Source organism: Streptomyces sp. NPDC030840, from assembly GCF_055572015.1.
On record NZ_JBVIEE010000031.1, the window covers coordinates 80,695 to 102,999 of the forward strand.

Genomic DNA, 22,305 nt, shown 5'->3' on the forward strand with positions numbered 1-22,305 from the left:
ACCTCGCAGTGAGGGACGGAGGGTGCGTGAGGAGTGGAGCCGAGCCGTGCGGGAGCGACGGGAGCAGGGGTGGTGCGGCCGGCGCCCGTCGAGTGCGTTCCCAGCAAGGTAGGGGATCGTTGAACGATCCTTCAATACCCATGTTGTTTCGTTCTTGTATCTGCGATTGAATTCGGGGCATGGCAGAACTGACGGGACTGGCCGACGACCGAGCGCTGTTGGGCCGCACCAGCACCGCCGAGCGGGTCTCGGACATCCTCCGGAGCCGTATCGCCGAGGGCTTCTTCCCGCCGGGGACACGGCTGTCCGAGGACAGCATCGGCGGCGCGCTCGGCGTCTCCCGCAACACGCTCCGCGAGGCCTTCCGCCTGCTCACCCACGAACGGCTGCTCGTGCACGAGCTCAACCGCGGCGTCTTCGTCCGGGTGCTGACCGTCGAGGACGTCGAGGACATCTACCGCGTCCGGAGCCTTGTCGAGTGCGCCGTCGTCCGTGGTCTCGGCGAGCCGCCGTACGCCGTGGACGGGCCGGCCGGGGCCGTCGCGGAAGGGCAGCGTGCGGCGCGCGAAGGTGACTGGAAAGGCGTGGGCACCGCCAACATCCACTTCCACCAGGAGCTGGTCGCCCTCGCGGGCAGCGAGCGCACCGACGAACTGATGCGCAGCGTCTTCGCCGAACTCCGGCTGGCCTTCCACGTCGTGGACGACCCACGCCGCCTCCACGAGCCGTACCTGGCACGCAACCAGCGGATCCTGCGGACCCTCGAGGCGGGCGAGCGCGACGAGGCGGAGAAGCTGCTGGAGGCCTACCTCTCGGACTCGCTCAAGGGGCTGGTCGAGGTGTACGGGCGGAGGGTCGCGGACGGGGCGCAAGGAATCGGCTGAACACGGGTTCGGGGGTGCCCTTGAAAGGGGTGCGGGGAACTGCGCGAGCAACCACGGACGACCCGCACCCGGGAGACAAACCCCCTAGTACGCGGCTCTCCCAGCGGAGCGCCATCGTTTGGGTGGATGTCAGACCCAGGACCTAATCTGTCCAGCGTGACTTCACCCGCATCGACGGACACTGCTCCGCCCCAGCTCAGCGCGGGGCCGCGCCCCGCCCTGGGCCCGGCCGCCGACGAGGGGCTGGCGCGGCGCCTGCGCGCGCTCGCCTGCACCGCGCCACTGCACGACCTCGACGCGCGCAAGGCCAACCTCGCCGGTGAGTACTCGGTGTACGGCATGGCGGAGGTCGCCCTCGCGGCCATCGACCTGGTCACGCTGAACATGGACTTCGACACGGGCGCCGACCACGACCAGATCGTCGCCCGTCTCATCCCGCGCATCGCTGCCCAGGCCCCGCGGCGCCCCGTCGCCGAACACGAGCGCGTCGCCCGCTGGGTCCTGGAGAACCTGATCAACGTCGGCAGCGTCGACCGCGGCTTCCGGGCCGTTTACGGCACCTTCGCACCCGACGGCACGTACGTGCGCCGCGACTACGACTTCAAGCTGATCGAAGAGGTTCCCGGCTACGGGGGCGGCGTCTACCTCCGTACGACCGACGAGGCCGTCAACGTCCTCGTGGGCGCCCTCGACACCGACGTCACCAGTGCGCAGATCGCCGCCGAGGTCAAGCTGGAGGTCCTCATCAGCCGTGGTCGCCTCGCCGACGCCCAGCTGGCCGCCGAGCAGGCCCGCTACCGCACCGTGCAGTACTCGGAAAGCCTGCGCAGGGCGCTGGACGCCACCCGGCGCAACGTACGCGCGGTGGACTGGCTCCAGGCCGTGCCCGACATGATCGCCGAGGCGCTGGACCACGTCGCCGACCGCTACCGCCACGAGAACGCGATCCTCACCAACATCCGCAAGGCCCGCGACGAGTCCGAGGACCCCGAGCACAAGCGGCGTGCCGCGGAGCTCGTCGACATCGTCAAGGACTGCATCCGCCGTCACACGCAGTTGCAGTCCCGGCTGCTGGAAGCCGGCCCGCTCTTCCGCGCCGAACAGGACCGGCAGGCCTTCGCCACGCCGCTGGCCACGTCGGGGACAGACCTGTACGGGCATCTGCTGGCGCCCGTGCTCCCGCTCCCGCTGGAGCAGGCGGTCCGCGTCACGGACGCCTTCTTCAGGCGCGGCACGGGATTCCGTACGCGGGCCTCCGTGCGCGTCGCGGACCTCGTCGACCTGTTGCTGACCCCGCCGGTCGAGCGGGAGCACCTCGGTGCGGAGATGCCGGAGCCGGACCTCATCGCCACGCCGGACGACAGCCGGTTCAGCGAGGAGCAACTGGCCGCCGCCATGGAGCTGCTCGACCTGCCCGCGGACGCGCCGCGCCGGTTGTCGGGGCTTCTCGCCGAAGCCCGCCGCAGCGATCCCGAACTGCCTTACCTCGTCGCGCTGTTGGCGGTGCACGCGGCCAGTCCGCCGGTCGGGACCGCCTACCGGCAGGGTGAGGAGAAGTTGCTGTTCGCCGTGGACGACGGGACCGAGCTGGACGATCCGGAGTTCGGGGGCGCGGATCTGATCGTGGGGACGGCCCTGCTGGACGCGGCGGGGATGGCGGCGGATCGAACGGAGGCGGCGTGAGCGCTCCGCTGAGAAAGCGCGGCGTGAGCGCTCCGCTGAGAGAGCCGGGAGAGTGCGGGTCGTTTCTTGGCTTCGGGTCGTCCGTGGTTGCTCGCGCAGTTCCTCGCGCCCCCTGCGGGGCGCGCTCCCTCACCACCCCATGTCAGGTACTTCAGACCAAGGAGCCCCAACCGTGACCGAGCACGTCGAGTGGAGTGAGCCGGAAGCCGCCGCCGCGCCGGCGTCCGCCGCCGTCACCCCCGCCGACGCCGCCGACGCGGCGCGGCTCGTGGCGTTCGGGCTGCAGCCCAAGCTGCAGCCCGCCCGTGACCAGGAGTACGGCGAGTTGCTGCGCCGGTACCGCGAGGACCCGCCGTTCGCGCGGCTCGCCGATGCCGTGGCCGCCGGCCTGGGGCTCGTCGTGCTGGAGGTGTCCCCACGTGCGGGGATGGCCGTCACGGCGGCCGAGGACTCCGTGTTCGCCGTCCGGATGGGGGACTACGCGCGTCGTACCTCGGCCGACTCGGGGGACCGGTTCCTGCACGGGCTGGCCCATCTCGCGGTAGCCGCCCTGGCGTTCCCGCGCCCGGAGGACCTGGCCGACGACGGGTACATCGGACGCGTGTCGGTCAACGGGGTCGACGCCTTCGTACGGCAGGCCTGCCGGCGGCTGGAGGAGCGGGCCGAGGAGCAGGGCGAGAACACCGACCCGGCCACGGACGCGCCGGGGCTGGAGGCCGCTTGGCGTATCTGGGTCAGGCGCAGCGCCACCGGTGCCACGAAGGACGCGCGCAGACTGGTGGGTTCGACCACCGGCATCGTCGGCAAGGCGGTCGCCTTCCTCACCGACTCCGGGTTCCTGCAGCGGACCGGTGACGACAACGGCGGGACGTACCGGACCACCGCCCGCTACCAGCTCCAGGTGCGCGACATGGCGGGCAGCGCCGCCATGGCCGAGCTGCTGGAGCTGGGCGTCGTCCCGGTGACCGACGGCACGGCCACGCTGCTGCCCGCCGAGGACACCGACGACCTGGAGCTGGTGGCCGACGCCGGGCTGCCGTTCCACTCCTGACCGTTCTGACCGTCCTGGTCGTCCTGACCGTTCGAACCACCGTTACGACTGCGAGAGTTCCGCCGCCATGTACGAGCTGTCCCGGGTCCGCCTCTACTCCATCGGGCCGGCCGGTGCGCGCTACGCCGACACCGTGCTGGACCTGCGGGGTGTGGGTGAGCCCGTGCCCGACCCCGCGCCCCAGCAGGCGGAGTTCTTCGAGGAGGAGCCCACCGGGCCGCCGCGCCGCCCGGCGCCCGCCGGTGTGCTCTTCCTGGAGAACGGCGGCGGCAAGTCGGTGCTGCTGAAGCTGATCTTCTCGGTGATGCTGCCCGGCCACCGCAACACGCTGGGGGGCGCCAGCTCCGGTGTGCTGCGCAAGTTCCTGCTCGCGGACGACTGCGGGCACGTCGCCCTGGAGTGGCAGCACACGCTGACCGGCGAGTGCGTCGTGGTCGGCAAGGTGAGCGAGTGGCGGGGGCGTCAGGTCTCCAACGACCCACGGAAGTTCGCCGAAGCCTGGTACTCCTTCCGGCCCGGTCCGGGGATGAGCCTGGACAACCTTCCCGTAGCCGAGTCCACCGCCGTACGGCCGCCCGTCGAGGGCCAGTCGGGCGCGAAGGGGCGGCGCCGGACCATGAAGGGCTTCCGGGACGCGCTCATGGAGGCGGGCAAGGCGTATCCGTACCTCGAGGTCCACTGGGAAGAGATCCACGACCGCTGGAACGAGCACCTGACGGACCTCGGCCTCGACCCTGAACTCTTCCGGTACCAGCGGGAGATGAACGCCGACGAGGGTGAGGCCGCCGGTCTCTTCGCGGTCAAGAAGGACTCCGACTTCACCGACCTGCTGCTGCGGGCCGTGACCGACACCCGGGACACCGACGGGCTCGCGGACCTGGTCAGCGGCTTCGGCAACAAGCTGGGCCGGCGGGCCGAGCTGATCGCCGAGCGGGACTTCACGGCGGGCTCCGTGGACCTGCTCAACCGGATCGTGGACGCGGCCGAGGCGAGGTCACGCGCGCGGGACATCCACGCCGGCGCCGAGCGGCGCACCCGCACCCTGGCCAGGCGCCTGTCCGCCCGCGCCGCCCAGGAGCGCCTCCGGGGCGCCGACCTCGCCGAACGCGTCACCGCCGCCGCGCACGCGGTCACACACGCCGAGACCGCCCGCGAGCGCAGCGCACTGATCGCAGCCGAACTCGCCTACCGTCATGCCTCGTTGGCGCTCGCCGCTGCCGAGAAGTCGGCTGCCGCGCAGAAGCGCGAACTCGCCGACGCCCGCACCCTGCACTCCGCCTGGCAGGCCGCCGAGGCCGTGCTGCGCCACCGCGCCGCGGCCGACCGGGTCGCGCGCGTGGCCGCCGCGATCCAGGAGGCCGAGCGGGACGCCGCGCCGGCGCTCGCCGCCCGCACCAAGGCCGCCGTCGACCTCGTACGCGCCCTGCACGGTGCCGCCGAGAGCGCCGAGACCCACGCCAACGAGGAGGAGGAGCGGTCCGCCGCCCTCCAGGAGGTGAGCGAGGCCGCGTACCGGGACTCGACGGCCGCCGCGACCGAGGCCCAGCGCGCCCGCAGTGAGGCCGGGCACCTGCGGGAGCGACTCACCGAGGTCGAGCAGGAGACCGCCGAGGCCGTCCGCGCGGGCTGGCTCGACGACAGCGCCCCGGACGCCGATCCGGCGCGCGCCGCGCTCGCCGCCAGCGACGCCGAGAAGACGGCCGTCGCCGCCTGGGACACCGCGCGCGAGACGTCCCGCCGTGCCTCCGAGCACGCCCGGGAGGCGGCCGCGGCCGAGTCGCGGGCCGAGCTGACCGCGGCCCGCGCGGCGGACGCGGCGACCGCCGCGGAGCGCGCGTACGACGCCGAACGGCGCACCGCCGAGGCACTGGCGGGGGAGGAGCGGCTGGCGGAACTGCTGGGCCTCGGCGGCGGAAAGCGGACACGCAAGGCCGTACCGCAGCAGCGGCGCGACGACACCACGACCGCGGACCCCTCCGACTCCGCGGACCTCGAGCTCCGCGCCGCCGACGAGGGGTACCTCACTGCGGAGGAGCTGGACCGCTACGCCGACGAGCTCCGCGAACTGCTCGACGACAACGTCGCCTCCGCCGAGCGTCACCTCTTCGAACTGCGGACCGCCGCCGCCGACGACTCCCGGATCCTTGGCGCCCTCGGTGACGGCGGGCTGCTGCCGCCCGGCCCGGACGTGCTGGCCACGGTCGAGTTCCTCGGCGAGCACGGCATCCCCGCGCTCCCCGGCTGGCGTTACCTCGCCCAGGCCGTCGACCCGACCGACCACGCGCGCGTGCTGGCCGCGCGGCCGGAACTCGTCGACGGTGTGATCATCACCGACCCGGACACACACGCCCGCGCCCGCGCTGCGCTCTCCGACGCGGCCCTGCTGCCGAGGTCCGCCGTGGCCGTCGGCACGGCCGCCGCCCTGCTCGCCCCGACCCCGGCCCCCGACGAGGGGGACGGCGGTGTCTTCCTCGTACCACCCAACCCGGCCATGCACGACGAGCACGCCGCCGACGAGGAGCGGCAGGCGCTGCGCGCGCGGGCGACCGAACGGGACGAGGAGATCCGCACCCTCGCCGCACGTCTCGGCAAGGACCGCGAACTGGCGGCACGGCTCGCCTCCTGGCGCACGGGATGCCCGGCCGGACGACTCACCGAGCTCGCCACGGCCGCCCGGGACACGCGCGCGTTCGCCGAGGAGTCCGAGGCCGAGCTCGCCGAGGCACGCACCGTACGGGCAGAGGCCGAGGAGGCAGCGGCCGAGGCAGCCCAGGTGCGCGACGAGCGGCAGGAGGCCGCGCAGAGGGCCCGCCGCTCCGCCGACGCCCTCGCCGGCCTCGCCTACCGCCTGCGCGAGCGCTCCGGCTGGCAGGTCAAGGTACGTGAACTCGCCGACGAGGCCGCCGAGTCGGAGACCCGCGCCCAGGTCTGCCTGGAGCGCGCCCGCGCCGCCGACGAGGACCGTCGTGCCGCCCAGCGCGCCGCCGACGACGCCCGCCGCACGGCCCGCGCCCTGCGCGCCGAGCGCGCCGAGATCGCGGGCGCCCCCGACGACGTACCGGACGACGGTACGCAGGCACCGAAGGCGTCCCTGCCCGCCCTCCGCGAGGCGTACCGCGCCGCCTCCCAGGTGTACGAGAAGGTCGGCGTCGGCGCCGACCTGCGGGCCGAGCAGGCCCGGGCCGAGAGCGACGAGAGCGCCGCCCGCACGGAACTCGACCGGCTCAGCAACAAGGTCCGCAACCGCGCCGAGCAGCTTCTGCAGTCCCCCGACGGTTCCGACGGGCCCTCCCGGCAGGCCGCCGCCGCCCGCGCCGAGGAGCTCGTGCAGCTCCTGGAGACCCGCATGTCCACCGCGAGCGAGCAACTCGGACGGCTGCGCGGAGAGGCGGAGCGGCACGCCCCCGAGGACGGCGAGGCACACACCGAGCTGCCCGAGGAACTCGTCCCGCGCGACGCCGACCACGCTCAGGCCCTCCTGCGCACCGCCACGGCCGAACTCGTCTCCCACACGGAGGCGTTGACCCAGGCACGGGAAGCCCACGCCGAACTGCTCGACGCCCACCGCGCAGCCGAGGACGCCGCCGGCGGCTTCGACGAGACGGCCGCGCTCCTGCGCGACCTCCTCCGCGAGCACACGGCCGACGAGGAGCAGGAACAACCCGAGCCGTACCCGGGCGGCCCCGAGGAGGCCCGCAAGGCGGCCGCGGAGGCCCGCCGTTCGCTGCGCGGCTGCGCCGCCGACCTGTCCGCCGCCGAGGCCACCGTCCGTGAGGCAAGCGACGTTCTCGTACGGCACGCCAACTCCACGCGCTACGAGCAGGTCCGCACACCCGCCCGACAGCAGATCCGTGAGCTGCCCGCGTCCGCGCTCCCCGAGCACGCCCAGAAGTGGGCCGCTGCCTTCGCGCCCCGACTGAGGGTCCTCACGGACGAGTTGGAGCAACTGGAGCGCAACCGGGACTCGATCGTGGACCGTTTGCGCGGCCTCGTCGAGTCGGCTCTGGCCACCCTCCGGTCCGCCCAGCGGCTGTCCCGGCTGCCCGAGGGGCTCGGCGAGTGGTCCGGCCAGGAGTTCCTGCGGATCCGCTTCGAGGAACCCGACCAGGCCACCCTCACCGAACGGCTCGGCGAAGTCATCGACGACGCCACCCGCGCCGCCGTCAGAAAGAACTCCGACCTGCGCCGCGACGGCATGTCCCTGCTGCTCAGGGGAGTCAGCGCGGCCCTCCAGCCCAAGGGCGTCGCCGTCGAGATCCTCAAGCCGGACGCCGTGCTGCGCGCCGAGCGCGTGCCCGTCGGGCAGATGGGCGACGTGTTCTCGGGCGGTCAGCTGCTCACGGCCGCCATCGCCCTGTACTGCACGATGGCCGCGCTGCGCAGCAATGACCGGGGCCGCGACAAGCACCGGCACGCGGGCACGCTGTTCCTGGACAACCCCATCGGGCGAGCGAACGCCACGTATCTGCTGGAGCTCCAGCGGGCCGTGTCCGACGCCCTCGGTGTCCAACTCCTCTACACCACAGGACTCTTCGACACGACCGCGCTCGCCGAGTTCCCCCTCGTCATCCGGCTGCGCAACGACGCCGACCTGCGCGCCGGCCTCAAGTACATCCGGGTGGAGGAACACCTCCGCCCCGGACTGCCCGAGCAGCCCCAGGCGGGAGAGGCGGTCCACAGCGAGATCACGGCGACCCGGATGTTCAAACGTCCGGCCGGCACCCCGTGACACCGCAGGACTGACACTCCGTCACAGGCGCACAGGCGCACAGGCGCACAGGCGCACAGGCGCACAGGCGCACAGGCGCACAGGCGCACAGGCGCACAGGCGCACAGGTCGCCGGGCGGCAGCGTTTCGCGGGTCTGGTGAACCCTACGAGTGCGACAACTGCCCAGCCCTGCCCTGCCGTCGGCGTATTCGCTCCTGACTCCGTACCGCGGCCCGGGCCTGCCGCCGCGCCCGACGGCGCTCACGGCGCAGGGCACGAGCGGTGCTGCTGGGGGCCGACACCACTCCGTTGCGCTGGTTCCACACCTGCCGGGTCACCCACACGTCCAGCACGCCCCAGGTCGCCACGACCGTGCTGGCGACACTGCTGAGGACCATGGGGAACGCCAGCCAGGAGCCGGCCATCGTGCACAGGAACGCCACCATCGCCTGGAGCAGGGTGACCGCCGCGATGAGCACCGCGCGCACGGCCGCGGTCCGCACCGGATCCGGCAACCGCCGCTTCCGCGCGGGCTCCTCGATCCACAACGGCCGGTAGTACGGCTGGTCTTCGCCGCCGTCCCGCTCGTACGTCCCACCGCCCCGCGCGCCGGTCGGGTCACGGGTCGGGTCGCTCCGCCGTGGCGCGGCTCCTGCCGCCATGCCCTGCTCCGACCCGGGCTCCCGGCCGTTGTCCGCCTCGGGCGCGGTCACGCCGTCTCCGGGCGCCATGCGCCGCTCCGCCGTGCCCATCAACATGTCCTCCCCACCGCCGCAGACAGCTCTCTCTCCGGGATCACAAGACCCCGGCACCCCTCTGGCTGCCCGGCTTACGCTGATCTACGCCGCCTGAGCGCGGCATGCGGCACCTGTGGCCGATTCCGCCCCCACATCCTGTACAGAAGGACGATCGGCGTCCGGAGAAGATTCCCGACGACCGAAGAATTCCGGCCAACCGGCAAAGTTCCCCGACGGGATGTCATCGGCCCAAGTGCCGGACGGCGGGAGGCAATCTCCCGTAATGAACGGACAACTCCCCATGTCTCGTTCCCCGGACGCAGGGCGTGCACCCGGACTGGCCTTCGAGTTACCTGTGTCTCAGTAGTAGGCTCACGCAAGTTTGTTGACGCACGTGTGTGCCCCCGGTGCGGTGGGGGCCGAGCTGGGGGAGGCCATGCGCTTTCGCGGGAAGTCCATCCGCCGGAAGATCGTGGCGCTGCTTCTCGTGCCCCTGCTGTCGCTGACCGGCATCTGGGCCTTCGCCACGTACCTCACGGTCCGCGACGTCAACCAGCTCTTCGCGGTCTCGGACGTCGTCGAGCAGATCGGCTATCCCACCGAGGACACCATCCAGGTCCTCCAGGAGGAACGCCGCCAGACCCTCGTCTACCTCGCCGACCCCCGCGCCTCCGACGCGCTGACCGCACTGGAGCGCAGCCGGGCCGCCACCGACAAGGCCGTCGCCACCATCCGGAAGAAGTCCGAGGACGGCGAGGTGCGGGACGAGATGGGTGAGACCACGTCCACCGGCCTCACCGCGCTCCTGGACGCCCTCGACGGCCTCGCCTCCCTGCGCAGCAGCGTCGAACAGGGCACCGTCAACGTCTCCCAGGCCCTCGACCTCTACAACCGCCTCGTCGACCCCGGTTTCGCCCTCCTGGCCAACCTCCAGGTCCTGGACAACGTCGAGATGGACAAACAGGGCCGCGCCCTCGTCAACGTGGCCCGCGCCCGTGAACTGCTCTCCCGCGAGGACGCCCTCCTGAGCTCGGCATTCGTCTCGGGCACCATCACGCGTGGCGAGATCCGGGACGTCTCCGACCTGATCGCTCAGCGCACGCTGATGTACGAGGCCAACCTGCCGCTGCTGCCCTCCGAGGAACGCGACCGCTTCGAGAGCTACTGGGACAACGCCGGTACCGGCCCCCTGCGTGTGATCGAGCAGTCCGTCACCAACGCCGAACCCGGCAAGCCCCGCGGCGTCACAGCGAAGACCTGGGACACCGCCGCCGGTGACGTCCTCGACGAACTCGCCGACCTCAACGTCCAGGCGGGCGACCGGTTCCAGGAGCGGGTCCGGCCCCTGGTCGTCAACGTCGTCCTCAAGGCCGTCATCGCCGGCGTCCTCGGCCTTGCCGCCCTGCTGTTCTCGCTGTTCATGTCCGTGCGTATCGGCCGGTCGCTCGTCCGCGACCTGCGCCGGCTGCGCCAGGACGCCAACGAGGCCGCCGGTGTCCGCCTGCCCAGCGTGATGCGGCGGTTGTCCGCGGGCGAGAAGGTCGACGTGGAGACGGAGGTCCCGCGCCTGGAGTACGCCAAGACCGAGATGGGTGAGGTCGGCCAGGCCGTCAACACCCTCCAGCGCGCCGCCGTCGAGGCCGCGGTCAAGCAGTCCGAACTCCGCGACGGCATCTCCGAGGTCTTCGTCAACCTCGCCCGCCGCAGCCAGGTCCTGCTCCACAAGCAGCTCACCCTTCTCGACACCATGGAGCGCCGCACCGAGGACACCGACGAACTCGCCGACCTGTTCCGCCTCGACCACCTCACCACGCGCATGCGCCGCCACGCCGAGGGTCTGGTCATCCTCTCGGGCGCCGCACCCTCCCGGCAGTGGCGCAAACCCATCCAGCTCATGGACGTCGTGCGCGCCTCCGTCGCCGAGGTCGAGGACTACGAGCGCATCGAGGTCCGCCGGCTGCCCCGTGTCGCCGTCACGGGCCCGGCGGTCGCCGACCTCACCCACCTCGTGGCCGAGCTCCTGGAGAACGCCACGGTGTTCTCGCCCCCGCACACCGCCGTCCAGGTCCTGGGCGAGCGTGTCGCCAACGGCTTCACCCTGGAGATCCACGACCGGGGCCTGGGCATGACGGCCGAGGCACTCCTCGAGGCGAACCTGCGGCTCGCCGAGACCCCGGAGTTCGAACTGTCCGACACCGATCGGCTCGGCCTGTTCGTGGTCAGCCGGCTGGCCCAGCGGCAGAACGTCCGGGTGTCCCTGCAGCCCTCGCCGTACGGCGGCACCACCGCCGTCGTCTTCATCCCCGACGCCCTGCTCACGGACGACGTCCCGGACACCAACGGCATCGGCTTCCGTCTCGACCGGGCGCACCCCTCCAGGGAGGCCGAACTCGAGGCGGAGCGCCGCGCGGCCCTCTCCGACGTGCCCGTGCGGCTCCCCGGCCTCCCGGCCTCGCTGCTGGACGGCCCGGTCGAGCTGGAGGCACCGGTCGACCTCGACGCGCCGGTAGGCCTGGAGGACACGTTCGGCGCCTTTCCGGGTGTCCTGGGCGACGAGGACGGTGAACACGGCGGTCTTTTCCGGCCACGCCGCTCCATCGCGGGTGTCCCCCACGAGCAGCCGCAGCGTGGCGAGGGGCGGGTCGAGCGCCCCACGGACGCCGCCCCCGACCAGCCGGGTGGCGGCCCCGCACCGCTGCCACAGCGGCGCGTGCCGAAGCTGGTCAGCTCCCACGGCCGCCCGGTCACGGGCAGGCCCCGGCGCGAGGACGAGCAGTTCCCCGAGAGCTCCGAGCCGGCGGAGGGCGGCCTCGAGGAGCCGAAGCGTCTGCCTGCCCGGCGGGGTGACCGCCCGGGGCTGTCCGCCCTCCGGCCCACCGACCCGAGGCAGTCCCCCGCCCGCGCGACGGACGAGCCGCCCGCTCTGCCCCAGCGCCGTCGTACGACCTCGTCGGCCCACACCGTCGGGACCACCCCGGGCGACGACAGCGCACGCGGCGAGGCAGAATCGGGAACAAGGCCGCTGCCCCGGCGCGTACGACAGGCCAACCTGGCGCCACAGTTGAAGGACGGCCCCGCACGGCTCGCGGAACGCGACAAGGCCGGCCAGGACCGGGTGGACGTCGCCGAACGGGACGCCGACGAGGTACGCAGCCGTATGGCCTCCCTCCAGCGGGGCTGGCAGCGCGGCCGCGAGGAGAACGCCGCGGGCGACGACGCCCGGGACGGCTCAGCACGAGGAACGACTAAGGGGGACGGTCGATGACCGCACCGCAGGGCCCAGGGCCCGCCGCAGGCTCGCAGTCGAGGGAGCTGAACTGGCTTCTGGACGATCTGGTGGAGCGGGTCGGCAGCATCCGCAAGGCACTCGTGCTGTCCAGCGACGGGCTGCCCACCGGCTTCTCCCAGGACCTGACACGCGAGGACAGCGAGCACCTGGCGGCCGTCTCCTCGGGCTTCCACAGCCTGGCCAAGGGCGTCGGACGCCACTTCGACGCGGGCAACGTCCGGCAGACCGTCGTCGAGCTCGACGACGCCTTCCTGTTCGTGACAGCCGCGGGCGACGGCAGCTGTCTCGCAGTCCTCGCGGACGCCGACGCGGACATCGGACAGATCGCGTACGAGATGACACTCCTCGTGAAGCGCGTCGGCGTACATCTGGGCGCCGCTCCGCGCACCGATGTGCCCTAGGACGGGTAGTGGGATGTCATGAGCGGAGACGGTCAGGGAAGAAGCCACTGGTTCGACGACGAGGCCGGACCGGTGGTCCGGCCGTACGCCATGACGCGGGGCCGCACCAGCCACGCGGTCCAGCATCGCCTCGACCTCATCGCCGTGGTCGTGGCGGAGACGCGGGCGGACGGCCATGAGGCGGATCACTCGCTGTCCCCGGAGCACGTGAACATCGTCGAGCTCTGCCGTGACACCCCGCAGTCGGTGGCCGAACTCGCCGCGGAGCTCGACCTGCCCGTCGGTGTGGTGCGCGTCCTCGTGGGCGATCTCGTGGACGGGGAAATGGTCCACGTGACACGCCCCGTACCCCCTGCCGAGCTGGTCGACGAGAGTATCCTGCGCGACGTGATCAACGGCCTCCGGGCGCTCTGAGCAGCGCGGAAGCGGAGTGGAGAAGTGACGGGCTGGCAGTTCTGGGTCGACCGAGGCGGCACCTTCACCGACATCGTCGCGCGTCGCCCGGACGGCCGCCTGCTCACGCACAAGCTCCTCTCCGACAACCCCGCACGGTACGCGGACGCGGCCGTCGCGGGTGTCCGCGAACTCCTCGACGGCTCCCGGGACCCCGTCGACACGGTCCGCATGGGCACCACGGTCGCCACCAACGCCCTGCTGGAACGCAAGGGTGAGCGCACCCTCCTCGTCATCACCCGAGGCTTCCGCGACGCCCTGCGCATCGCCTACCAGAACCGCCCCCGCATCTTCTCCCGCCGTATCGAGCTGCCCGAGCTGCTGTACGAACGCGTCATCGAGGTCGACGAGCGCATCGCCGCCGACGGCACCGTGCTCCACGCCCCCGACCTCGACGCCCTCGCGGGGCCCCTCCGGGAGGCGTACGACGACGGGATCCGCGCCGTCGCCGTGGTCTGCCTGCACAGTCACCTCCACCCCGCCCACGAACGGGCCATCGGCGAGCTGGCCCGCCGCACGGGCTTCCCGCAGGTCTCGCTGTCCAGCGAGGTCAGCCCGCTGATGAAGCTCGTCCCGCGCGGTGACACCGCCGTCGTCGACGCCTACCTGTCGCCCGTCCTGCGCCGTTACATCCAGCACGTCGCCGACGACCTGCGGGATGTGCGCCTGATGTTCATGCAGTCCAACGGCGGGCTCGCCGAAGCCGGGCAGTTCCGCGGCAAGGACGCCATCCTCTCCGGACCCGCGGGCGGCATCGTCGGCATGGCCCGCATGTCGCAGCTCGCCGGCTTCGACCGGGTCATCGGCTTCGACATGGGCGGCACGTCCACCGACGTCTCGCACTTCGCGGGCGAGTACGAACGCCTCTTCACCACACAGATCGCCGGGGTCCGGCTGCGCGCGCCCATGCTGGACATCCACACCGTCGCCGCGGGCGGCGGCTCGATCCTCCACTTCGACGGCTCCCGCTACCGCGTAGGGCCGGACTCGGCGGGCGCGGACCCGGGGCCCGCCTGCTACCGCGGCGGCGGCCCGATCACCGTCACCGACGCCAACGTCATGCTCGGCCGCATCCAGCCCGGCCACTTCCCGCGCGTGTTCGGCCCCGGCGGCGACGAGCCCCTCGACGACGCACTCGTCCGCGACCGGTTCAACGCTCTCGCGCACGAGATCCGCGACCGGACCGGCGACAACCGCACGCCCGAACAGGTCGCCGAGGGCTACCTGCAGATCGCCGTCGCCAACATCGCGGGCGCCGTGAAGCGGATCTCGGTCCAGAAGGGCCACGACGTCACCCGGTACGCGCTGACCACCTTCGGAGGTGCAGGCGGCCAGCACGCCTGCATGGTCGCCGACTCGCTCGGCATCCGGTCCGTGCTGGTCCCGCCCATGGCCGGTGTGCTCTCCGCGCTCGGCATCGGCCTCGCCGACACCACGGCCATGCGCGAACAATCCGTCGAGGCACCCCTCGAACCCGCCTCGATGCCAGGCGTCCTCAAGACCGCCGACGCCCTGGAAGGAGCCGCGCGCGCCGAACTCCTCGCCGAGGACGTCCCGGAGGACCGCATCCGCGTCACACGCCGCGCCCAGCTCCGCTACGACGGGACCGACACGACCCTCACCGTCGAGCTCGCCGGGCCCGCCACCATGCGGCACGCCTTCGAAGAACGTCATCGCGCCACGTACTCCTTCACCCTCGACCGCCCTGTCGTCGTCGAGGCACTCTCCGTCGAAGCCACCGGAATCACCGACCCCCCTGATCTCTCCGCCCTCGCCTCCTACGAGCGCCCCACCACCGGAACCGGGACCACCGCCCCCGAGACCGTCCGCCTCCACACGGGCGGCACCTGGCGCGACGTACCCCTGCACCGCCGCGAGCACCTCCCGCCCGGCGGGACCGTCACCGGACCCGCGATCATCACCGAGGCCAACGCCACCACGGTCGTCGACGACGGCTGGCAGGCGACCGTCACCGGCGACGGCCACTTGGTCATGGAACGCACGGCGATTACGGAGAGTTCCGATCTCGACACAGAAGTCGACCCGGTTCTGCTTGAGGTCTTCAACAACCTCTTCATGTCCATCGCCGAGCAGATGGGCGCCCGGCTGGAGTCCACCGCCCAGTCCGTCAACATCAAGGAACGTCTGGACTTCTCCTGCGCCCTCTTCGACCCCGACGGCAACCTGGTCGCCAACGCGCCCCACATCCCGGTCCACCTGGGCTCCATGGGCACCAGCGTCAAGGAGGTCATCCGGCGGCGCGGCGACGGCATGCGCAAGGGCGACACGTACGCCGTCAACGACCCGTACCACGGCGGCACCCACCTGCCCGACATCACGGTGATCACCCCGGTCTTCGACACGGAGGGTGACCGGATCCTGTTCTACGTCGCCTCGCGCGGTCACCACGCCGAGATCGGCGGCATCCAGCCCGGCTCGATGCCGGCCAACAGCCGGACCATCGAGGAGGAGGGCGTCCTCTTCGACAACTGGCTGCTCGCCGAGGCCGGCCGCTTCCGCGAGGAGGAGACCCTCCGCCTGCTCACCGAGGCCCCGTACCCCTCCCGCAACCCCCGGACCAACCTCGCCGACCTGCGCGCCCAGATCGCCGCCAACAACAAGGGCGTCGACGAGGTCGCCCGCATGATCGAGGACTTCGGCCTCGACGTCGTCCAGGCGTACATGAAACACGTCCAGGACAACGCGGAGGAAGCGGTACGGCGCGTCATCGACGCCCTGGACGACGGCGCATACGGCTACGAGACCGACTCCGGCGCCGTCATCCGCGTACGTGTACGCGTGGACCGCGACAAGCGCTCCGCGACCGTCGACTTCACCGGCACGTCACCGCAGCTCGCCACCAATTTCAACGCACCCTTGTCGGTGGTCAACGCGGCCGTCCTGTACGTCTTCCGCACGCTGGTGGCCGACGACATCCCGCTCAACGACGGCTGTCTGCGCCCCCTCGACATCATCGTTCCGCCCGGCTCGATGCTGGCCCCCGAACCCCCGGCCGCCGTCGTCGCCGGCAACGTGGAGACCTCACAGTCCATCACGGGCGCCCTCTACGCCGCCCTGGGCGTTCAGGCCGAGGGGTCCGGGACGATGAACAACGTCACCTTCGGCAACGAGCGGCACCAGTACTACGAGACCGTCGCCTCCGGGTCGGGCGCGGGCGACGGTTTCCCGGGCGCGCCCGTCGTCCAGACCCACATGACCAACTCCCGCCTCACCGACCCCGAGGTCCTGGAGTGGCGGCTTCCCGTCCGGCTCGAGGAGTTCTCGCTGCGGCACCGCAGCGGTGGCGCCGGACGCTGGCGCGGCGGGGACGGGGCCGTACGCCGTATCCGGTTCCACGAGCCCATGAAGGTCTCCACGCTCTGCCAGCACCGCAGGGTCCCGCCCTACGGGATGGCGGGCGGCGCCCCCGGCACCCTGGGCGCCAACCGGGTCGAGCGCGCCGACGGCGGTGTCGTCCAACTCGGCGGAAGTGATACGGCGGAAGTCGGCCCCGGCGACGTACTAGTCATCGAAACCCCCGGCGGCGGGGGCTACGGACCACCGCCGCGTGACCACGAACCAGCAGGAAGAGAGACCGATGATCTTCGGGCGTTCTGAGCGCGGCAAGTCCCCGGTCGAGCCCGTCACGCTCAAGATCCTGGTGGCCGGCGGATTCGGCGTGGGCAAGACGACCTGCGTCGGCGCGGTCAGCGAGATCAAGCCGTTGAGGACCGAGGAGATGCTCACCGAGGCGGGTCGGCCGGTCGACGACACCAGTGGCGTGGAGGGCAAGAACACGACCACCGTCGCGATGGACTTCGGGCGCATCACGCTCCGCGAGGACCTGGTGCTGTACCTCTTCGGGACTCCCGGCCAGGACCGCTTCTGGTTCCTTTGGGACGAGCTCGCCACGGGCGCCCTGGGGGCCGTCGTACTCGCCGACACCCGCCGGCTCGAGGACTGCTTCGCCGCCGTGGACTACTTCGAGCGGCGCTCCATCCCCTTCGTGATCGGCGTCAACTGCTTCGACGGCGCCGCACGGTACCCGGCCGACACCGTCCGTGAGGCGCTCGACCTCGACCCCGACGTACCGGTCGTGCTGTGCGACGCACGTGAGCGGGATTCCGTGAAGGACCTCCTCGTCACGGTCGTACAGCACGCCATGACGCAGGTGGCCGAACGCCGACAGAGCGTCACGACCTGACGCCACGCCCCGGTCCGGACGCACGAGCACGGCTCGTACCCCCGCCGACCGGGGTACGAGCCGTGGGCCCGGGGGCACGCGCGCGTGGACCTTCATGACGGAGGCAAGAACGGCACGCGCGCGTGGACCTCGATTCTCAGCTCGGGTCGTCCTCGTGCCAGCCGAAGCTCTTCTCCACCGCCTTGCGCCAGTTGTGGTACTCGCGGTCGCGGACGGACGCCTCCATGGCCGGCGTCCACTCGACGTCCTTCTGCCAGTGCGACTTCAACTCGTCCAGGTCGTTCCACACCCCGGTGGCGAGGCCGGCCGCGTACGCGGCGCCCAGGCACGTCGTCTCCGAGACCTTCGGGCGGATCACCGGCACGTCGAGGACGTCCGCCTGGTGCTGCATCAGGAGGTTGTTCTTGGTCATGCCGCCGTCCACCTTCAGGGTGGTGATCTTCACCCCGGAGTCCTGGAACATGGCGTCCACGACCTCACGCGTCTGCCAGCTCGTCGCTTCCAGCACCGCACGCGCGAGGTGTCCCTTCGTGACGTACCGCGTGAGGCCGGTGACGACTCCGCGCGCGTCGGACCGCCAGTAGGGCGCGAACAGGCCGGAGAACGCGGGCACGATGTACGCGCCGCCGTTGTCGTCCACGCTCGCCGCCAGGGACTCGATCTCGTCCGCGGCGCGGATGATGCCCAGCTGGTCGCGGAACCACTGCACCAGGGCACCCGTGATCGCGATCGACCCCTCCAGGCAGTACACCGGAGCCTCGCTGCCGATCTTGTACCCCATGGTGGTGAGCAGTCCGCTCTTCGACGGCACGGGCCGGTTCCCGGTGTTGAGCAGCAGGAAACTGCCGGTGCCGTACGTGTTCTTCGCCGTGCCCACGTCGTAGCAGGCCTGCCCGAACACGGCCGCCTGCTGGTCACCGAGCGCCGACGCGACCGGCACGCCCGCGAGCTGGCCCACGGCCGTGCCGTACACCTCGGCGGAGGAGCGGATCTCCGGGAGGACCGCCTCGGGGACGTTCATCGCCGCGAGGATCGCGGAGTCCCACTGAAGGGTCGAGAGGTTCATCAGCATGGTGCGTCCGGCGTTGGTGACGTCGGTGACGTGCCGTCCGCCGTCCGTGCCGCCGGTGAGGTTCCAGATCAGCCAGGAGTCGATCGTGCCGAAGGCGATCTCACCGCGCTCGGCGCGGGCCCTGAGCCCCGGCACGTTGTCGAGCAGCCAGGCCGCCTTCGGGCCCGAGAAGTAGCTGGCCAGCGGCAGGCCCGTCTGCTCGCGGAAACGGTCCTGCCCGTCCGCGCCACCGAGTTCGGTGCACAGCGAGGACGTGCGCGTGTCCTGCCAGACGATCGCGTTGTGGACGGGTTTGCCCGTGGCGCGGTCCCACAGGACCGTCGTCTCCCGCTGGTTGGTGATGCCGAGCGCGCTGAGCTGGTCGGCGCGCAGGCCGGCCTTGGCGATCGCACCGGCCACCACGGCCTGCACCTTGGACCAGATCTCGGTGGCGTCGTGCTCGACCCAGCCCGGCTTGGGGAAGATCTGACGGTGCTCGCGCTGGTCGACGGCGACGATCGCGCCGTCCTGGTCGAAGATGATGCAGCGACTCGAAGTGGTGCCCTGGTCGATCGCGGCGACGTACTTCTGGGCGTTGTCCGGCATGACGTCCCCTTACGTCTCACGTCAGATGCGTCAGAAGGCTGCGTTGTAGATGAGTCCCGCGAGTGCCCCGCCGAGCAGCGGGCCGACGACCGGTATCCAGGCGTAACCCCAGTCGGAGGTCCCCTTGTGGGGGATCGGCAGGAAGGTGTGCACGATGCGCGGGCCGAGGTCACGCGCCGGGTTGATCGCGTAGCCGGTGGGGCCACCGAGTGACAGACCGATCCCGACGACCAGCAGGGACACGATGAGCACCTGGGTGCCGGACTCGCCGAGGCCCTTGGTGAGTCCGAACGCGAGGACCGGGAGGACGAGGGCGACCGTGGCGATGGTCTCCGTGATGAGGTTGGCGACCGGGTTCCGGATCTCCGGGATGGTGGAGAAGATGCCGAGCGTCGGCAACGGCTCGTCCGCCGAGCCCACCTTGGGGACGTTGGCCTGGAACTGCGCGAGGTAGACCAGATACGCGAGAACCGCGCCCAGCATCGCGCCGATCATCTGCCCCAGCAGGTAGACCCAGACCTTGTCCCACTTCCCTGTGTCCACGGCGATGCCGATGGTGACGGCCGGGTTGAGGTGGCCGCCCGACAGGGGAGCGGCGGTGTACGCCCCGGCCAGCACGCCGAAGCCCCAGCCGAACGCGATGACGATCCAGCCCGAGGCCCTCGCCTTCGAGAATCTGAGGGTGACGGCGGCGCACACGCCGGCGCCGAAGAGGATCAGGATGGCGGTTCCGATGAGTTCTCCGACGAAAATGTCTCCGTTGCTCATGGCGGCTCCTAGGCCCTGGGCCGGGGTGATCCCCCCGGTCCTCCGTGCAGGTGCGTTTCCCATGGCTGCTTCGGCCGAAGCAGGGAGGATTCCGCGCCCCGCTCGACGTCCGCGACGAGCGTCCCACCGCAGCCGAATCGCCCGTGGGGGATGGCCCGTACGCAGGCGGGGTGCCCGAACGGCGCAGTGCGCAAAGTCACTTGAAAGCGGCGATGCCGACTGACACCCGGAAGTGTTCACCGGCGCCCAGGGAGCGTCAAGGTCGCGGACGACACCGGTTGGTGGTGGTGATGGGGAGTGGGCGTGGGAGCCGGGTCGGCCTCCGGTGCCACCCGGCACCTGCGGCGGGGCCCCGGTCCCCGACCCTCCCGCTCAGGGCAACCGCGGTCGGAGGCAGGCGGGTTGCACGGCGGACGACGCGCGGTGGGGCACTGAGGCTCCGTACGGCACCGAAGACGAGGCCGCCGCGAACCGCCCCGCACCCGAGCGGGCGGTCGGCGTCAACCGACGTCACCGGTCCGTCCCCACAGCACACCCGCTGCCAGGTCGTGTGCCCGCCTCCCGTACGGCGTCGCGCAGCGCGTCGGCAGGTTGACCACCGCCTGGAAGGCCAAGCGGCGGGTGTCCGTCCAGTGGTCACCGCACCGCGATCACCGACGACCCGTGCCCGAACAGACCCTGGTTCGCGGTGATCCCCACCCGCGCACCGTCGATCTGCCGGTCACCCGCGTCGCCCCGCAACTGCCAGGTAACCTCGCAGACCTGGGCGATCGCCTGCGCCGGGACCGCCTCCCCGAACGAGGCCAGCCCGCCGCTGACGTTCACCGGTATGCGTCCGCCCGGGGCCGTCACGCCCTCCCGCAGCAACTTCGCCGCCTCGCCCGCGCCGCACAGCCCGAGATCCTCGTACCACTGCAACTCCAGTGCCGTGGACAGGTCGTACACCTCGGCCAGCGACAGGTCCTCGGGCCCGAGCCCCGCTTCCTCATAGGCGGCGCGCGCGATGGACGCCCGGAAGGTCTCGGGTGCGGGCTCCACCGCGACCGCCGAGTCCGTCGCGATGTCCGGCAGGTCCAGCACCGTGGTGGGGTAGCGCGGGGTCACCGTGGACACCGCCCGGATCCGCACGGCATCGGCAACCCCGTGACGCCGGGCGAAGTCCATGCTGGACAGCACCAGCGCCGCGGCTCCGTCCGAGGTCGCGCAGATGTCGAGCAACCGCAGCGGATCGGCGACCACCGCCGAGGCGGCGACCTCCTCGGCGGTGACCCGCTTGCGGTAGCGCGCGTACGGATTCAGCGCGCCCACAGCGGCGTTCTTCACCTTGACCTGCGCGAAGTCGTCCACCGTGTCCCCGTGCACGGCCATCCGCCGGCGCGCGTACAGCCCGAAGTACGTCGGGTTGGTCGCCCCCAGGACGCGGAAGCGCAGCCAGTCGGGGTCGTCGGGCCGGTCCCCGCCCGCGGGCCGGAAGAACCCCTTGGGCGCGGAGTCGGCCCCCACCACGAGAACGACGTCCGCCAGCCCCGCCAGGATCTGCGCCCGTGCCGCGGCGATGGCCTGGGCCCCGGAGGCGCACGCCGCGTACACGCTCGTCACCCGGGCCCCCTGCCAGCCCAGGGCCTTCGCGAACGTCGCCCCCGCCACGTACCCCGGGTAGCCGCCACGCACCGTGTCCGCGCCGACGATCGAGCCGATGTCCCGCCAGTCGACTCCCGCGTCGGTGAGCGCGGCGCGTGCGGCCACCGTCCCGTACTCCACGAAGCTTCTGCCCCACTTGCCCCACGGGTGCATGCCCGCGCCCAGGACCGCCACGTCACCCGTCATGCCCTCACCCCCCGTGTTCCCGTAGGCCGCCAGTGCCACGTCGTCCAGGTCGTCTCCGCGTCCTCGCTGAGCACGCCCGGGACGACCTCCACCTCCATGCCCACCGTCAGCTCGGCGACGGTGACCCCGGGAGCCGCCTGCCCGAGCAGCACGAGACGCTCGGCAGCCAGTTCCACAGCGATCAACGTGCGAGGCTCCCAGGGAAGTTCCGGATCGGACACGTAGGGTGACGGAGGCCGGTAGCGCCCGTCCGTGTAGGACCACACGCGCCCGCGTGGCGACAGCTGCACCTCTACCAGGTCACCTCCATCGCATGCCGGATTGCGGCAGTGGGCGTCCTCGCGCGGGAAGAAGACCGAGGCGCACGCCGAGCAACGCGTGCCGAGGAGCCGGAAGGCATCCCCCTCTCCGGTGAACCATCCCGAGACCACGGGTGTGCGTGTACGTGCCAAAGCCCCTCCCGCACCCAGACCTGACGGAACGTCAGAAGTGTGCCACGGGCAACCGTAATTCGGCAGGCGTCCCGGCGAACCAACCGCGCCTCAACGGCGTCGCAGTATCAGGAGGGACGGCCGGGGCCCACGGGGGTGGTTCCGGCCGTCCCTCAGTGCCGTCCGCCACGGCGGGAGGGCGTCGGACGAC

Annotated in this window: 14 protein-coding genes; 9 read left to right on the forward strand and 5 right to left on the reverse strand. The window is 71.8% G+C overall.

Translation table 11 applies throughout. From position 1 onward, the window contains the following. Positions 1-179: 179 nt before the first annotated feature. From ACZ49J_RS40940 to ACZ49J_RS40955, 4 genes are all read left to right on the forward strand, one after another. Positions 180-884: a GntR family transcriptional regulator gene (locus ACZ49J_RS40940; protein WP_467456189.1), complete on the forward strand. Its 705-nt coding sequence runs from the start codon at positions 180-182 to the stop codon at positions 882-884. Positions 885-1,040: 156 nt separating this feature from the next. Next, positions 1,041-2,567, forward strand: coding sequence for a hypothetical protein (locus ACZ49J_RS40945; protein WP_467456187.1), 1,527 nt, complete (start codon positions 1,041-1,043; stop codon positions 2,565-2,567). 172 nt (positions 2,568-2,739) lie between these two features. After that, positions 2,740-3,618, forward strand: a complete 879-nt coding sequence (locus tag ACZ49J_RS40950) for a hypothetical protein (protein ID WP_467456185.1) — start codon at positions 2,740-2,742, stop codon at positions 3,616-3,618. Between the two features lie 67 nt (positions 3,619-3,685). Next, on the forward strand, positions 3,686-8,347 hold the full coding sequence (locus ACZ49J_RS40955) for a coiled-coil domain-containing protein (protein ID WP_467456183.1): 4,662 nt from the start codon (positions 3,686-3,688) through the stop codon (positions 8,345-8,347). A gap of 144 nt (positions 8,348-8,491) precedes the next feature. Here the strand turns inward: ACZ49J_RS40955 and ACZ49J_RS40960 are convergent, their stop codons facing one another. Then, positions 8,492-9,079, reverse strand: a complete 588-nt coding sequence (locus ACZ49J_RS40960; RefSeq protein ID WP_467456182.1) for a hypothetical protein — start codon at positions 9,077-9,079, stop codon at positions 8,492-8,494. A 421-nt stretch (positions 9,080-9,500) separates the two neighbouring features. Between ACZ49J_RS40960 and ACZ49J_RS40965 the strand changes: the two genes are divergently transcribed. Genes ACZ49J_RS40965 through ACZ49J_RS40985 form a run of 5 tightly spaced genes read left to right on the forward strand, consistent with a single transcriptional unit; the run spans position 9,501 to position 17,411 of the window. After that, the gene (locus ACZ49J_RS40965) at positions 9,501-12,329 is read left to right on the forward strand and encodes a sensor histidine kinase (protein ID WP_467456180.1); all 2,829 of its coding nucleotides are present in this window, start codon (positions 9,501-9,503) and stop codon (positions 12,327-12,329) included. Next, on the forward strand, positions 12,326-12,754 hold the full coding sequence (locus ACZ49J_RS40970) for a roadblock/LC7 domain-containing protein (protein WP_467456178.1): 429 nt from the start codon (positions 12,326-12,328) through the stop codon (positions 12,752-12,754). The genes ACZ49J_RS40965 and ACZ49J_RS40970 overlap by 4 nt, the downstream gene beginning before the upstream one ends. An 18-nt stretch (positions 12,755-12,772) precedes the next feature. Then, positions 12,773-13,168 (forward strand): DUF742 domain-containing protein, encoded by a 396-nt coding sequence (locus ACZ49J_RS40975; protein ID WP_467456176.1) that lies wholly within the window; start codon positions 12,773-12,775, stop codon positions 13,166-13,168. Between the two features lie 24 nt (positions 13,169-13,192). Beyond that, on the forward strand, positions 13,193-16,825 hold the full coding sequence (locus ACZ49J_RS40980) for a hydantoinase B/oxoprolinase family protein (protein ID WP_467456175.1): 3,633 nt from the start codon (positions 13,193-13,195) through the stop codon (positions 16,823-16,825). Continuing rightward, complete coding sequence (locus ACZ49J_RS40985) at positions 16,806-17,411, forward strand: GTP-binding protein (RefSeq protein WP_467456263.1); 606 nt, start codon at positions 16,806-16,808, stop codon at positions 17,409-17,411. Before ACZ49J_RS40980 ends, ACZ49J_RS40985 begins: the two co-directional genes overlap by 20 nt. Positions 17,412-17,547: 136 nt before the next feature. Here ACZ49J_RS40985 and glpK read toward each other — a convergent pair whose 3' ends face one another. From glpK to ACZ49J_RS41005, 4 genes are all read right to left on the reverse strand, one after another. Then, the gene (gene glpK / locus ACZ49J_RS40990; RefSeq protein WP_467456174.1) at positions 17,548-19,068 is read right to left on the reverse strand and encodes a glycerol kinase GlpK; all 1,521 of its coding nucleotides are present in this window, start codon (positions 19,066-19,068) and stop codon (positions 17,548-17,550) included. 30 nt (positions 19,069-19,098) lie between these two features. Next, positions 19,099-19,836, reverse strand: a complete 738-nt coding sequence (locus tag ACZ49J_RS40995) for an MIP/aquaporin family protein (RefSeq protein WP_467456173.1) — start codon at positions 19,834-19,836, stop codon at positions 19,099-19,101. 636 nt (positions 19,837-20,472) lie between these two features. Continuing rightward, complete coding sequence (locus tag ACZ49J_RS41000; protein WP_467456171.1) at positions 20,473-21,663, reverse strand: lipid-transfer protein; 1,191 nt, start codon at positions 21,661-21,663, stop codon at positions 20,473-20,475. Continuing rightward, entirely contained in the window at positions 21,660-22,094 is a 435-nt protein-coding gene (locus ACZ49J_RS41005; protein WP_467456261.1) for a Zn-ribbon domain-containing OB-fold protein, read from the reverse strand. Before ACZ49J_RS41005 ends, ACZ49J_RS41000 begins: the two co-directional genes overlap by 4 nt. Positions 22,095-22,305 lie beyond the last annotated feature (211 nt).

What these genes read in the sequence shown, in the direction of transcription:
- ACZ49J_RS40940 (WP_467456189.1), top strand. Translation starts at nt 180, where the DNA reads ATGGCAGAACTGACGGGACTGGCCGACGACCGAGCGCTGTTGGGCCGC.
- ACZ49J_RS40955 (WP_467456183.1), top strand. Translation starts at nt 3,686, where the DNA reads ATGTACGAGCTGTCCCGGGTCCGCCTCTACTCCATCGGGCCGGCCGGT.
- ACZ49J_RS40960 (WP_467456182.1), bottom strand. Translation starts at nt 9,079, where the DNA reads ATGGGCACGGCGGAGCGGCGCATGGCGCCCGGAGACGGCGTGACCGCG.
- ACZ49J_RS40965 (WP_467456180.1), top strand. Translation starts at nt 9,501, where the DNA reads ATGCGCTTTCGCGGGAAGTCCATCCGCCGGAAGATCGTGGCGCTGCTT.
- ACZ49J_RS40970 (WP_467456178.1), top strand. Translation starts at nt 12,326, where the DNA reads ATGACCGCACCGCAGGGCCCAGGGCCCGCCGCAGGCTCGCAGTCGAGG.
- ACZ49J_RS40975 (WP_467456176.1), top strand. Translation starts at nt 12,773, where the DNA reads ATGAGCGGAGACGGTCAGGGAAGAAGCCACTGGTTCGACGACGAGGCC.
- ACZ49J_RS40985 (WP_467456263.1), top strand. Translation starts at nt 16,806, where the DNA reads ATGATCTTCGGGCGTTCTGAGCGCGGCAAGTCCCCGGTCGAGCCCGTC.
- glpK (WP_467456174.1), bottom strand. Translation starts at nt 19,068, where the DNA reads ATGCCGGACAACGCCCAGAAGTACGTCGCCGCGATCGACCAGGGCACC.
- ACZ49J_RS40995 (WP_467456173.1), bottom strand. Translation starts at nt 19,836, where the DNA reads ATGAGCAACGGAGACATTTTCGTCGGAGAACTCATCGGAACCGCCATC.
- ACZ49J_RS41000 (WP_467456171.1), bottom strand. Translation starts at nt 21,663, where the DNA reads ATGACGGGTGACGTGGCGGTCCTGGGCGCGGGCATGCACCCGTGGGGC.